Here is a 14,619-nt window from a genome sequence, read left to right as displayed (position 1 = left end):
CGCGGCATTTTCCATCAGGGCATAAGCCGATCGTCGATGCTATGAGCGTCTGAGCACATGTCTGGAGTTTTATCTGCGCCGCCCAGTTGTGCGGCGCCGGCAAGTGAACAGATGGCGCCCTTTCATAATGCGTATTACGCGCTACTCGTAGAACTGACGGAGCATTCCAAGGGATCCGACCGCTTGCGTTCACTTCTCCCGGATCGCGACTACTCGGGCAAGTGACCAAAGGCAATTGCAGGGTAATTTCGGGAATGGAAATCGAGGAGTAACTGCTGGGATTGCGGAAATCCATAATCTATTACGCTGGCCTGAGATAGCCGTGTGAAGTCGACGATTTACCAGTTAAGTGCCTGGTAAACGCGCTACCCGTAGAAGTGGCATCAATGCTCGGGCGATTGATTTCGCTAAATTCGGGCGTCTGATGCTGAACAATGGACACTGGGAAGGAAAGCAAATCGTGTCGGAGGCCTGGGTGGAGCAAGCCACTCAACCCGAAGGGAAGCCCTCCAGCTACTATGGAGACGATCCTTTCTTCGTCTCCTTAGGCCATTACTACAAGTACTTCTGGTGGGGAGACAGACGATCCGGGGGTATGAGCGACTTCTACGCCGTGGGTAACAAAGGACAATACATTTACATCTCGCCCCAGAAGAGGGTGATCATCGTCCGCAACGGCTTCGATTTCGGAATCCCATCGTCACGATGGCTGCGCCTGTTCTACCAACTGGCGGACGGCTTGTAAGAAACTCAGGTGGGCACGCACGCTGGATTGGGAAGCTGGTGCAACACATGTGATGCAGGACGTTATGTTTTTCAGCGCCGACATGGATTCTTCGGCGGCGCAGCCCGGCTCGCCGTCAGAGGTATGCCGACAAACTGGATCCGGCGATATCATTTTGACTTACAATCCGAACGAAACGAGCTTCAAAGTTGACAGTTGCCCCTTATCAGACGCTGGAGGCAGCGAGTCCAGACCCGAAACGACAGCTCATTTTTCCTATTCCCCGGGCGCCGCCTCTCCTGCCGGTAGACGTCACGCCAATCCGAGATCATGCCGCTTTCGACTTCCTTTTCGCCTTCACTGCTTGCAGCACCTCCTCGACTGCAGCGCGCCGGTATTCGTCCGAGAGACGCGAATGGCCGAGGTCGGATTCGAAGTTGTGGGTGCGCTCAATGGCGGGATTGACAAGACCGGAGCAGTCGCGACCGAGCGCCTTGAGGAATGCGCTCTCGTAGCCGCTGTCCTTGGAGCAGGCACGCTGGTACCCAGGATCGAATGCGCGAAATCGGCGGTCAGGTCTGAAATCGGGCCCATCCCAGAGATCCATCAGGCCGAACACGCGCTCCTGAATGCGCCGCATCCCGGTTACGGGATCGCGTTCGAGCAGACGCAGCTTCTTGAGCCGCTTGAATACCCAGAATGGGAGATCGATCTCGACGCCGTGGGGATTTAAGATCTTGCCGTCGAATTCGTCAGACAAAGCTTCGCCAATCAGCAGCTGGTTGATTTCGGAGCTCCAGCCCGCTCACGTCAGAACACGAGGGAAGGGCAGCAGGCCAGAACGATCCTGACTCGCTACACTTAAAACCCTATTTGCTCTCCGAAGATTCTGTCAAGCCGATTTTTGGCCTTTGGCAAGGGTGAATTCTCATGCCGGATATTGGAGAACGCACTGCAAGATGGCCATGGTGTCTGTCGGCAGTTCCTGGACTTTCTAATGGCTCAAAGCACTTGTACGATAACGTATCCCGTCCAAGTGACTGGTCATCCGTCAACTTCCCACATCGCGGCATCCGGATAACATGCCAAGCTCCGGTGACCCACTCAATTGCGCAAGTGCTGCGGATTCAGCTACCCGGGCCAAGCAGAGTCGACTATAATCGCAGCCAAATTGCATCTCTGTGATTGCAGTGTGCAAATTGCCTGTAGAGGGAACCTCCGTGATCGGAACCAGGCTCGGCCCATATGGTATTACTGAACTGCTCGGTGCGGGCGGCATGGGCGAAGTATACCGAGCCCGTGACGAACGGCTCGGCAGAGATGTGGCAATCAAGATCCTGCCCAAGGCAGTGACGGATGACCCAGAGCGCATGGCTCGGTTCGAGCGCGAGGCGCGGGCACTGGCGGCGTTGTCCCATCCCAACATTCTGGCTATTTTCGATTTCGGCACCGATGGCGGCATTACCTACGCCGTGACCGAGTTGCTTGAAGGCGAGACTCTGCGTCACCGCCTGGGGCGCGAACGGATCCCATGGCGCAAGTGCATCGAAACTGCGGCGGCCATAGCGGATGGCTTGGCCGCAGCCCACGGTAAAGGGATCATCCATCGGGACATCAAGCCTGATAACATCTTCATCACAACCGACGGCCGGATTAAAGTGCTCGACTTCGGACTGTCGCGGATTGCTGAAGCAGCGCATGCGGCTGAAGGTGCGACCACCCTGACGGATCCTGGCACGGCTGCAGGAACGGTCATGGGAACCGTCGGCTACATGGCGCCGGAGCAGGTGCGTGGGCAGGTCTCTGACGCGCGTAGCGACATCTTCAGCTTGGGGTGCCTGCTTTACGAGGTGCTGGCCGGAACGCGCGCCTTCGCCCGTGAGACATCCGCCGAAACCGTGGCGGCGATCCTCAAGGACCCGGCGCCGGAAGTGAGCGTTTCGGGAATTGAAGTCACTCCGGAATTGAACCGCATTATCTCCCACTGCCTGGAAAAGAATCCGGGAGAGCGTTTCCAGTCCGCCAGCGACCTGGCATTTCATCTTAGGAGCTTGCTTGGCGGGACCGCAAACGCGCGACCGGATGCCGTTAAGCCAGGAGCTGGAGCCAAGTCGGCCTCTCTGGCCATCGCCGTGCTACCATTCACCAACCTGAGTTCGGATCCAGAGCAGGAATACTTCTGTGATGGTATGACCGAGGAGATTATCACCGCGCTTTCAAAGATTCGCGGCCTGCGGGTGATCTCGCGCAATTCGATGATGACCCTGAAAGGGACGAGCAAGACGACACGCGAAATCGGCGAACTTCTGAATGTTGGGCAGGTTCTTGAAGGAAGCGTCCGCAAGTCCGGCAACAATCTGCGCATCACCGCGCAACTGATCCATGCGGCAACCGACGAGCATCTCTGGGCCGAACGCTATGCCGGCACATTAGATGACGTTTTCGATATCCAGGAAAAAGTGGCCAGCTCCATTGCGGATTCGCTCCAGCTGGAGCTCAGTCCTGGCGAGAGCCGAAAGGCCGACGCGCAGCCGGGTGCGGATGCGCTGGCGCATGAGTGCTATCGACGCGCAAGGCATGAGATGCTCTTCGCGACCCAAGAATCCTTTGAAAAGGCCCTGCGATTGATGCAGCAGGGCATCCAGACCGTAGGCGAGCACCCTGTCCTTCACATGGGGCTCGCTCAGATGCATTGGCTGGCGGCTGAGTGGGGACTCGAGCCTCGTGCGAAACTCCTTCGCTCGGCTGTAGAATATACCCACCGCATCGAGGCTTCCGACCGGCGCTACGCCCCGGCCCTGCTTGCCAAACTTGAACGCTTCACGGGCAGCCATGTGAGGGCCATCCGCCATTTCGAGGATGCGGTGGCAGCAGATCCCACCGACGTGGATTCGCTTTGGTTCCTTTCTCATAATTATAGCTTCGAGGCCGGGAAGCCGGCTAGCGGGCTGGCGATCGCCAACCGGCTTCTTGCCATCGATCCTCTCACGGTGATGAATCTTTTCACCATTGCGGTCGCTCACTGGGCCAATGCCGACTTCACCCAAGCTCTGGCGGTATTCGATGACATGCACCGGCGGGAACCCGCGCTGCGGATGACCAGCATCATGCGAATGCATATGCTCGCGCGGCTCGGGCGCATCGACGATGCCTGCGAAGTGGCCGAGGCAACGGTGGCCGAAAACTCAGAGGACGGATTTGCCCGGTTGACAACTGCCTTCAGGCACGCGTTGCTCGGAGAAAGGGAACCGCTCCTCGCTGCGATGGCCGGCTATATGCGACCCACATTCTGGGATGACGCGGAAATGCCCGAATGGGCCGCCGGTTTTCTGGCACTCGTGGATGTGCGCGACCAGGCTCTCGACTGGCTTGAGCACTGGGTCGATCGCGGTGCAATCAACTACCCGATGCTCGCCCACGGCGACCCGCTGCTTCAGTCGTTGCGCCGCGAACCGCGTTTCCAGCGCCTGCTCGCTAGGGTCCGCCCCGAATGGGAACGCTTTGTCCCCCGCTTCCATGCCGCGGATCGATGAGATCCGCATCAGCCAGGATCCGATGACTATTGATTAGCGATGTCGAAAATTGACCGTCCGCCGATCGTAATTGTCCGGTTCGAGGACACAGGCACCCTCCTTCACGTGCCCGGTTAACGCGCTACCCGTGAAAATCCCTGACACTCCCGCGTTCTAGAAGGTTACCATTGCTTAGGTCATTTGGCTGAATAGTGGCGTACACCTCATAAAAGGGCCAGAGGATTGCCCAATGGCACGGTTGCCCGTTTTGCCACTGACTTCTCAGAATTTGGGGAGAAGTCGTAGCTGGCTCTGGATTCCAAAGGGCTGCTTATTCCACCTACCGCGGCCGTTGATCGCAACCAATGAGGCATAACGGGACAGCGGCCCGAAACCTCTTGCAGTAAGACAAAGACGCCAGAGATAAAGACTCTGTACCCTCACCATGCCGGCGATCGAGTTGGATGTTTCCCGGGACATGTCCGCGGGAAGCCAGGCCCCGTTGTCAGCAGGTTTCCTCGGCGGCAGTTACCGTCGGTTCCGTGCGGGCATCTTCCCGCTCCCGGTTTGTCGTGGCCAGGTAACCTGAGCATTCTCAGCGCTCAAATACCAGACCCGCGGAAGGGAGAATGGGGAACAGCTTGTCCGTGGTGATGAAGGCCTGGCCTGTCTTCGAGTTGAAGCCGTCGAGAATAGCGAAGATATAGTTCGCGCGGTTGGTGAAGTTGATCACTTCGCCGTACAGCGTGAGCTTCCATTTGTCGTGGATCCAGGCCTTGTTGATGCGGAAATCCGCGCGCGCGTAAGCTGACTGCCGCAGCTGGTTGCGGCTGCTTGTCAGGTAATATGCCGCTCCGGCCTGGCGCAAATATCCCGGCATCGGGAACCCGCTGCCGTAGCTCCAGCGGACGCTCAAATTGACGCTAGGGCGCAGGCGGTAGCCGCCATATACATTGACGGTGTGGCGCTGATCGTAGTCTGACAGGAATGCCTGCCGGGTCACGCCGTCGCGCATCCCCGTGCGTCCGTAAGCATAGGAAATCCAGCCCGTGAAACGATTGGCGCTGCTCCGCTGCAGAAAAAACTCGACGCCGCGCGCATAGCCGCGCATGGAATTGACGTAAGGCGGGTTGAGAGGCGGCGCGAAGATCCTGCCGTCGACGATCCGGGGATCGGCGAGAGGCTGAAGGATCAGGTCTCGGTCGGCGCGATTGTAGCATTCTACGCGGATGCGCGTCCGCTCCCCCAGTTGCTGCTCGAACGCGGCAAGCACGTGGTTGGACCGCTCCGGCAACAGCGCACGGCTGCCAAGGATGGATGTCAATACCGACACCTCCGGATACTGCACGTACTGGCCCCATCCTAACTGGATACGTGCGGTCCGCGTCAATGCCAGCGCAGCAGAGGCTTGCAGCGAGATCGCAGGGATGGCATCGAGCGATTCATGATCCCAGCGGGCGCCGGCCGTCAGGTGCAGATGGCCGGCCCAGACGGCCCATGACTGTTGCGCGTACCCGCCGAGGCGCACGGCTGTGCCGCGGAAGTGATCGAGAAGGCGGAGTTGGGACCCGGACAGGTATTGGTCCAGTGATCCCTCGTCCCGGATTTTCCGCACCGACCAGCCGGCATCAAACCCGCTGTTCGCATTCCACATCCAGGTGGCCGAACCATTCCAGACCCATTCGCCGTAATAGCCATTGCCGAGCGGAAGGTTCGTGGGATTGGTGTTGTGAAACTTTTCCCGCATCCAGGCCGCATGGTTGACAATCAGCAGCCTGTTTGTGGGCGTGTAACGCCAGCTCAGGTTGCTCAGAGTATAGTGGTAGCTCGCCTCCATCAAAGAATTCAGGCTGAGCTTTTGCCTGATCGAGGATCGGTCGAGGGATGAATAGCTCTCCAGCGCGTAGAAGGTGACATTGTTTTTCGGCGTAACATCATAGGTGAAACGGCCCTGCACGTCCTCCAGCCCGAAAATCAGGGAGGTATCGGGGAACGTGCGCTGCAGGATGTACTGCAAGTAGCTCTTGCGCGCTCCGAGCAGCCAGGAGCCGCGCTTCGTTCTCCCCAGCGGTCCCTCGACGATCGCCCCGGCGTTGGAGGCGCTCGCAAACGCGCGGATCGTAGTTGCGGCCCGGCTTCCGTCACGCGTATTCACGTCCAGCGCGCCGGCGGAGCGATCCTCAAATCGCACCGGAAAAGCGCCTTCGTGCAGTTCCAGCTGCTCGACCATGTCGCCGTTGAAGGCCGTCCCCGAGCCGGAGACATTCTGGCCTTCGAGCGTGTGAAAAGGCACGTGGAGCAGAATGCCGTCCAGGTACAGGCCGATGCGGTTGTAGTCGGCGCCGCGCAATGAGAAACGCGCGTCGAAATCGTTGTTCGAGCTGACTCCGGGGAGGCCTTGCACTGCGCGCAGCGGATCGTCGGCGAGCACGCTTGCCAGGTTCTTGGCATCGTTGCCGGCCAGCACCAGGGTAGACGGGCTGTCCTGGCGCAAGGGCTCGAAGGGCCCGACCTTCGCAATCACGGTCTCGGATAAGCGCAGCGTATCGGCGCTGAGGATCACCTCGAAGTCTTTGACCTCGCCGGCATCCAGATGGAACGGCCGTTTGACGAGGTGATATCCGACCGTGGTGACGTTGAGCACGTAATCGCCGGGCACAACGGCCGTGAGGCGGAAATGTCCGGTATCGTCGGAAGTTGTACGATATGCGCTGCCCGCAAGCAGGACTTCGACGTGGGCCAGCGCCTCACCGCCACGTGCATCCACGACGAAGCCGCGCACCTCTCCGGTAGTCTGAGCTCGAGTCAGGGGCGAGGCCAACGCCCACAACAAGACCCAACACAATCTTCTCGCAGCAGGAATCATGGGATTTATGGCACAGACCAGCCGGTCCGCTGATTCGCTCTTTGATTTACCAGCCCGATTTCGCCATAAATCCATCCTTTTGGCAAGATATCAATATGCCGCTCGCGATCGTATTCTATGGAAATTGCATCAGATGGCTAAGGAATGAGCCTCTCTGCTCACGGGCACCTACCGTCCCATGGCGGCAACCGCCTGCGCCAGCGCGGGATCGAAGCGCCAGTCAGCCTCCCGCTTCAGGCCCGATTTTTCTGCCGCCTTGTCGTATCGCACAAGCAATTGGCGCGGATCGCGCATCACCGCCCGCACCGCCCTTTCCCCGCTGCCTCGCTCAATCTGCAGCAACCGCTTCACCCTGCTGCCTGATCGCGCATCATCATTCACCGGTCTGACTGCGGGCGCGCGCCCTTCGACCATCGCTTGCAGCAATTCCTGATACTGCTGTATGTCTACCCTAACAGAGCTTCTTAACTCTTTCTTAGCCTATACTTCACGTAATCTTCACATCCTACCTGGCGTGCTGCTTAGATAATCATCCTCCGGCTACGAGCTGCGGATTTGGAGGTGAGATGGATAGCCAGGTTCTGCTTGTCAGCATCGTCATCGTAATCGCTCTGGGATTCGATTTCCTGAACGGCTTTCATGATGCCGCCAACTCGATCGCCACTATCGTGGCGACGCATGTTCTCTCGCCGATCGCGGCCGTAATCCTGGCCGCGTTCTGGAACTTTGCCGCAGCCTTCTTTTTCGAAACGCGGGTCGCGGCGACGATTGGTAAGGACATTGTTCACCCGCAGTTTCTCGACCCTTATATGGTGCTGTTCGGACTGCTCGGAGCCATCATTTGGAACGTGCTTACCTGGTATCTGGCCCTCCCCTCGAGTTCTTCTCACGCTCTCGTCGGCGGATTCTCGGGCGCAGCTGTGGCACATGCCGGGCTCGCTGCGTTGAAGTTTAACGGCTTGATGAAGGTCGTGCCCTACATAGTGATCGCCCCTGTTGTGGGAATGATATTGGGACGGCTGATGATGATGCTGATGCACTTCCTCTTCAAACGCTCCTCTCCCCGGAGCGTCGATCACATTTTCCGCCGCGGTCAGCTTATCTCCGCCTCGATCTTCAGCTTCAGCCACGGCATGAACGATGCACAGAAAACTATGGGGATCATCGTTGCTCTCCTGATCTCGGCCCATATGCTCCCGACTCCAGACTCGGGCAAGGTAATCGTTCCCCTCTGGGTGATTCTGTCCTGCCATGCAGCAATTGCCCTGGGCACCTACTCCGGAGGGTGGCGTATCGTAAAAACTCTCGCCATGCGCCTCACCAAACTCCAGCCCGTAGGAGGTTTTTGCGCGGAGACCGGTGGCGGGGCAACCATCGTCTTTCTTTCCTTCCTCGGCATACCCTTGAGCACCACCCACACTATCACCGGAGCTATTGTCGGGGTGGGATCGATACAGCGGATTTCCGCAGTGCGCTGGGGGATAGCACGCAACATCATCTGGGCCTGGATTTTGACGATCCCGTGTTCGGCGGCTTTCGCAGCGGTGCTTGAGTACACCGTTCGACCATTCGTGCGCTAGACCGCGAGCAGGCACATGACAGACCGTCTGTCTCTAAGGAGGCTGACAACCCGGGGTCGAGGCCAGACGAGCGGAAGCCCTGGCGCGGGCCTCAATCGAATGCCCGGCTCGTCCTTCCGATCCCCTTTGCGGCTTGTGCTTCCTATCCCCTGTTGCTATATCATATCTCCCTGGGCGCTTTCGGACCTCATAAGCCCACATAGAAGGGAAGGATGCGAACACTTCGCCGAGCCTTGTCAGGACTGGCAATTCTAGCTGCTCTACCGGCTCTAACCGCCGGTCTATGGTGGACGGGGGTGCCGGCGCGCGGATCGGATCGGGCCCACAATCCATCAGGGAGCGGTCCATGGCAGCAAGATCGGCCGGCAATCCCCAAGAGCTTCAGCCTGAAGGTCAATGTAGATCTCGTCACGATTGACGCCATCGTGCGCGACAAAAGGGGCGCGGCCGTGGGTGATCTGCAGTCTACAGATTTCCTCATTTATGACAATGGCGTGGCCCAGGAAATCACGCACTTTTCACGGGACCAGCTGCCATTGGCCGTTGCACTCGTCATTGACCGGAGCCCGAGCATAAGTAGCTTCCTGCCGGATCTTCGCAGCGCCGGGCTCAGCGCGCTCAAACGCCTGAAGCCGCAGGATCAGGTTGCGCTCTATTCCTTTGATGAGTGCCCCACGCAGCTCACCGAACTCACGGAGGATCGCGATGTGGTGGCCGCAAGGATCGGTGAGATCAGAATTGGGCGGAGCACCAATATCTACGGCGCCATTTTCGAATCGGCGCGTTTCCTGCGCGAGAACGCTCCGGACCGGCGGCGGGCGATTATCCTGGTTTCTGACAACTACTCCTCAGTTTTCCCTATGACCGAGCAGGATGTGCTGACCCAGGTGCTGGAATCCTCGGTTACGCTATTCAGCATCAGAACTCCAGGCTACAACTCAATGGGTTCAGGGAATCCGGGTTCCATCAACAGGATCGCCAAAGAAACCGGCGGAGAGGTATTACAGCTGGGAAACTCCGAAAAGCTGTCTGCCGCCCTGGACCGAGCCATATCGAATCTCCGCCTGGGTTACACCCTGGGCTTTGTGCCCGCCAAGTCCGGTGAGGACCACAGTTTCCACAAACTCAACGTAAGATTCAACGTCTCAAAGACCTGTCCCGGCTGCCGCATCCAGGCGCGCAGCGGCTACTACGCCGGAGCCAATGCCAGCTTGCGGCCGGGAGTCCTCATCGGCAGGACCTCTCCTCCCTACAACTGCGCAGCGTATTTTGCGGAGGCCACCGCAAAACAGCGGCTTTGGTTAGCCGCAGAGGCTGAAGTTGATTTCAAGCAGGTCTATTTGCAGGTAACTACGGGAACGGAAACGGATGCGCGCGGCAAAAGTCAGATCAAGGTGAACCTGCACATCGGACCGGCCGGCATCGGATTCCGAAACATCGACAGCCGATACGTCGGCAGGTTGGATGTTGCCGTTTTTTACGGGGATGCCAAAGGCAATTATCTCGGTGAGGAGTGGCAGACCGCCGACCTGCAGCTGCAGGAGGATGAATACCAGCAGGTGCTGAAGTCGGGGGTATCGATGTCGATCATGATTCCGTTCAAAACCCCGGGCCAAATTTTCAAAGTGGCCGTATGCGACATCTGGAGCGGCCGCGTGGGGACGAGGCTGATGAGAATGCGATAGCGCTTCGCCTTCTCAATACTCAACGTGAACACCTCCGGTCCCCAGGCAATGAAGCGCAATTCCCCTCCTTCCAGTTGTCATTTACTGCCGTGGGCCAGGGGCCCGACGGACCTGCTGCACGAGGGTTTGTCTGCCCCGCCATCCCTTTCCGGGTGTAGAATCCGGGCAGAGCAGACTATAGTTGTGATTCAAGGTTAATACATCCGGGGAGAGTTCCATGACTCATAAATCCAGGATTGCGCCGACCGCCGCATTCTTGCCGTTCCTCATGATGGCGATGATTCAGAACGGAGGCATGCGTTCGGCAAGAGAACCTGCTGACTATGTCAACCCATATATAGGATCGATCAGCCCAAAGACCGGCGGCACTTCCCCGACGCTGCTCGTGCCTCACGGAGCAGTTGCCGTGGCGCCGCAATTTACTCCTGGAATCGGAGACAAGTATCTGGCCGACAAAATATTCGGCTTTCCAGCCGGTCCAGCGAGTATCATGCCCAGTATTGGCAGCATCAAGACGAATAACAGCGAGAACGCCTCGAGGTTTGATCATGATTTGGAGACGGCGACCCCTTATTACTACCAGGTTCTTCTCGAAGACACTAATATCAATCTCGAGTACACCATCACCGACAGCTCGATCTACTTCCGGTTCACTTTCCCGCAAGCTGCCACTTCGAATGTTCTGCTGAGCCTGGCTCGCCCCGGTGCGACCATCCAGATTGTCGGGGACAGTGCCATAGAAGGTTCCGCCACCGCAGGCGGAGGCCGAGGAGGAGTCCCGACCGCCGCGGGATCCGCAAATTACTTTCGTGCAGAATTCAGCAAGCCGTTCCGATCCTTCGGAACCTGGAACGGCCCGAACATTTCACAAGGTTCGAAAACCCAGTCGGGAAATGGCATCGGCGCGTTTGTCAGCTACCCCACCGCCAAGGGCGGCCAAGTGGAGATGAAGATCAGTTTTGCTGCCGCCCGAAATCAGGATGAAGCACACCAAATCCTGGTAAAGGAACTCCCGGCCTGGGGATTTGAGCAAACAAAGAACAAAGCCAGAACTCTCTGGAACCAGTCCCTCAATCTGATCAAAATCGAAGGCGGTGTCGAGGAACAACGTGCCATATTTTACACCGCGCTTTATCGAACCATGGGGAGGAAGGGGAACGTCTGGGACACCCATCGTTGCGCCTACCCACTTCAAGCCATCATCGAGCCGGCAGAGAATATGAAAGCAATCCAGGGATTCATAAAGGACTATGAGACCTCCGGATGGTTGACCGATTCAGGCCCAATGATTGGCCATCACTCCACGGCTGTGATTGTAGATGCTTATAGGAAAGGCCTGCAGGATTTCGACGTGAACAGAGCTTACGAAGGCATGAAGAAAAACCACATGGAAGCGACCATGATCCCGTGGAAAGACCGGGGCCCCATCACAGAGTTGGAGCAGTGTTATTTCGACAAAGGATTCTTCCCCGCGCGGCCTGTCAGGGAAGATGCCAAGGTAGCTGATTTGGACAAATGGCGCGCCACTGTGAACCGGCTGACGGGTTCGCGGATGCCGTACCAGATCACCTGGCTTCCTGACATTCACATCAGGGAGTGGGTGCCGCAGGTCGATTCGTGGCACAGAAGACAGTCTGTCTCCGTCACCCTCGAGCACAGTTATGACGATTGGTGTCTGGCTCAGATGGCCGACGCTCTGGGCAAGACCGCGGATTACGATTTGTTCATGAAGCGGGCCCATAACTATCAGAACCTCTTTGACCCGCGAATCAGACTGATGGCCCCCAAAACGGCGGACGGGAACTGGGTCGAGCCTTTTGACCCGAAACTGTCGGGCGGCTTCGCAGGGGAAGAGTATTTTGCCGAGTGCAATTCCTGGTTATATACCTGGAGCGTTCCGCATGATGTGCAGGGCTTGATCAATCTGATGGGGGGAAGAGATCAATTCATCGCTAAGCTGGATGCGCTGTTTACAGAACAGTATGTCATGGACAAGCCGGCTTTCTTGGGTCAGTTTCCGGATATGTCGGGATTGATCGGCATGTATTCCCACGGCAATGAGCCCGCCTTTCACATCCCCTACCTGTACGATTTTGCAGGAGCCCCATGGATTGCTCAGAGACGAGTGCGCGAGATCATGAATCTGTGGTACAACTCAGGGCCTTTCGGGTTGAGTGGCGACGACGACGGCGGAGCGATGTCATCGTGGTATGTGTTCTCGGCGATGGGCTTCTATCCCGTATGCCCCGGCCAGCCGGTATATGAGATCGGAAGTCCCATTTTCAACAAGGTCACACTCGATGTAGGCGGCGGAAAGACCTTTGTCATCGAAGCGCGGAATGTATCGGACAAGAACAAATACATTCAATCGGCCACATTAAATGGGCAAACGCTGGACAAGCCATGGTTTACGCACGCGGTCCTAGTCAAGGGAGGAACGCTCATATTCGAGATGGGTTCACGACCCAACGTGAAATGGGGCAGCGCGCCGGAGAATGCACCGCCCTCCATGTCCACAGCATCCCGCTGATGGAAAGTGCGGAGGTACCTCGAATCACCGACCGCATTGCCCGTCGGACCATCAAGATGCTCGAGCGCCGCGCCCTTGGCTCGCAGTCCACCCCGGACAAAGCGGACCCGTTCGGGAGATGCTGTCACAACCACTTTCATGGAGACGCGTTGTTGAGGATTATCCGGATTGCTGATAGCATGTCTTAGAGGATCAGTGGCCTCGCCATGATATTTTTCTTCTTTCAGAATACTCGACCACTGCATTACGTGATTCTTGGCAACAGAAACGGAGACAGGATGCGCACTTTACCCATTATAGCCTTGCTGGCAATCAGCGCGATGGCTGTCGCGGCCCAGTCCGTGTCGCAAACCACGCCGGCGGCTCAGTCTCATGATTTGCAATCCGTGGCCGAGTCGGTGGCGCAGTATTTCCGCGCCGATCCATCCGGGGTAGGCCAACTCTTTGCTCCCGAGTTCCTGACCCAGGTGCCGGCCGCCCGATTGGAAACGGTCATGAGGCAGCTCTACACCCAATTGGGTCGCTGCACAGGAGTCAAATTAGAAAAGCAAGTCAGCTCAACCTCTGCCCAATTCACATTCACTTTCGAGAAGGGATTCACCGCCCCCGTCAACCTGGTGATCAATGCTGACGCTTCTCATTCTATAACCGGATTTGTGGTGGGACCGCCTGTATCATCGAGTGAAACGCTGTCCGCGGTGATCGAAAAGATGAAGCTCCTGCCGGGCCGGGTCAGCTTTCTCGCCCAGCGCCTGGATGCGAGTGGTCCGGTGGCACTGGGCGAATGGCAACCTACGCAGAGACTAGCTATCGGATCTGCCTTCAAACTCTACATTCTGGGGACGCTCGCTCATCAGATCAGCGGCGGGCAGCGCCACTGGAATGACGTGATCTCGCTCGATGTGCACTCCTTACCCTCCGGCATTCTGCAGAGTTGGCCACTTGGCACGCCGCTCACAGTGCAAAGCGCGGCCTCGCTGATGATTTCCAGGAGTGACAACACCGCAGCCGACGAGTTGTTGAAGACCGTAGGTCGCGAGCAAGTGGAAGCAATGTTGCAGGTGATGGGGCACAGCCAGCCGGCGGTGGATCAGCCGTTTCTTTCCACCATGGAGATGTTCCAGCTGAAATGGGGCATTCCTCCCGATCAACTGCAGCAATACATCACCAATGACATCGCGGCTCGGCGGGCGTTTTTGCAAATGCTCAAGCCACCGGTCTCCCATGAGACCCTGCTTGCAGCAGCCAGTGGTACCACCCCAAAGATGATTGACCAAGTGGAATGGTTTGCCTCCGCCACCGACCTTTGCCATGCCCTGGCTTGGTTTCACGCGGACGATAGTGCTCGGGATACCGCTCGCCAGATTCTAGCCATCAATCCCGGCATTCCTGTCTCCTCGACCCGTTGGGCTTACATCGGTTTCAAGGGCGGATCCGAACCCGGTGTCATCAGCCTGAATTTCCTGCTGCGCTCGCGGATGGGGCAATGGTATGTGATTGGTGCGGTTTGGAATGATCCCAAAGCGGCGGTAAGCGAGACAGTGTGGGTCGGCCTCATCAGTCGCGCGATCGAACTGCTGCCCTAGCCCCAATACTGTTCACTTAACAAACGAACTGTGGTATCCTGTGGTAAATTTTCACAGGAGGACCGCATATGGCACGTACCGTTGCTGAGCTTCCAAGCGGCTCCCGCATTACGGATTACATCAGTCTGGGCGTTAT

The 14,619-nt window shown here is 57.6% G+C and carries 9 protein-coding genes; 6 read left to right on the top strand and 3 right to left on the bottom strand.

What is annotated here, in order from left to right; translation table 11 throughout:
* The first annotated feature begins 475 nt into the window (after positions 1-475).
* Positions 476-745 (top strand): hypothetical protein, encoded by a 270-nt coding sequence (locus LAP85_28180; GenBank protein ID MBZ5500290.1) that lies wholly within the window; start codon positions 476-478, stop codon positions 743-745.
* A gap of 307 nt (positions 746-1,052) precedes the next feature.
* On the opposite strand, the gene LAP85_28175 is transcribed toward LAP85_28180, so the two are convergent.
* The gene (locus tag LAP85_28175; protein ID MBZ5500289.1) at positions 1,053-1,484 is read right to left on the bottom strand and encodes a hypothetical protein; all 432 of its coding nucleotides are present in this window, start codon (positions 1,482-1,484) and stop codon (positions 1,053-1,055) included.
* Between the two features lie 460 nt (positions 1,485-1,944).
* Between LAP85_28175 and LAP85_28170 the strand changes: the two genes are divergently transcribed.
* On the top strand, positions 1,945-4,257 hold the full coding sequence (locus tag LAP85_28170; protein ID MBZ5500288.1) for a protein kinase: 2,313 nt from the start codon (positions 1,945-1,947) through the stop codon (positions 4,255-4,257).
* Positions 4,258-4,831: 574 nt separating this feature from the next.
* On the opposite strand, the gene LAP85_28165 is transcribed toward LAP85_28170, so the two are convergent.
* Both LAP85_28165 and LAP85_28160 read right to left on the bottom strand, forming a co-directional pair.
* Positions 4,832-7,069, bottom strand: a complete 2,238-nt coding sequence (locus LAP85_28165; protein ID MBZ5500287.1) for a TonB-dependent receptor — start codon at positions 7,067-7,069, stop codon at positions 4,832-4,834.
* 201 nt (positions 7,070-7,270) lie between these two features.
* On the bottom strand, positions 7,271-7,528 hold the full coding sequence (locus LAP85_28160) for a hypothetical protein (protein MBZ5500286.1): 258 nt from the start codon (positions 7,526-7,528) through the stop codon (positions 7,271-7,273).
* Between the two features lie 140 nt (positions 7,529-7,668).
* On the opposite strand from LAP85_28160, the gene LAP85_28155 reads away from it, so the two are divergent.
* From LAP85_28155 to LAP85_28140, 4 genes are all read left to right on the top strand, one after another.
* Positions 7,669-8,682 (top strand): inorganic phosphate transporter, encoded by a 1,014-nt coding sequence (locus LAP85_28155; GenBank protein ID MBZ5500285.1) that lies wholly within the window; start codon positions 7,669-7,671, stop codon positions 8,680-8,682.
* Positions 8,683-8,894: 212 nt separating this feature from the next.
* Positions 8,895-10,367 (top strand): VWA domain-containing protein, encoded by a 1,473-nt coding sequence (locus tag LAP85_28150; protein ID MBZ5500284.1) that lies wholly within the window; start codon positions 8,895-8,897, stop codon positions 10,365-10,367.
* A gap of 217 nt (positions 10,368-10,584) precedes the next feature.
* Complete coding sequence (locus LAP85_28145; GenBank protein MBZ5500283.1) at positions 10,585-12,897, top strand: GH92 family glycosyl hydrolase; 2,313 nt, start codon at positions 10,585-10,587, stop codon at positions 12,895-12,897.
* A 206-nt stretch (positions 12,898-13,103) separates the two neighbouring features.
* Positions 13,104-14,483 (top strand): serine hydrolase, encoded by a 1,380-nt coding sequence (locus LAP85_28140; GenBank protein ID MBZ5500282.1) that lies wholly within the window; start codon positions 13,104-13,106, stop codon positions 14,481-14,483.
* Positions 14,484-14,619 lie beyond the last annotated feature (136 nt).

The sequence above is a fragment of the Terriglobia bacterium genome, assembly GCA_020072565.1.
Classification (GTDB): Bacteria; Acidobacteriota; UBA6911; order UBA6911; family UBA6911; genus JAFNAG01.
This window is presented reverse-complemented; position numbering and strand designations above follow the sequence as displayed.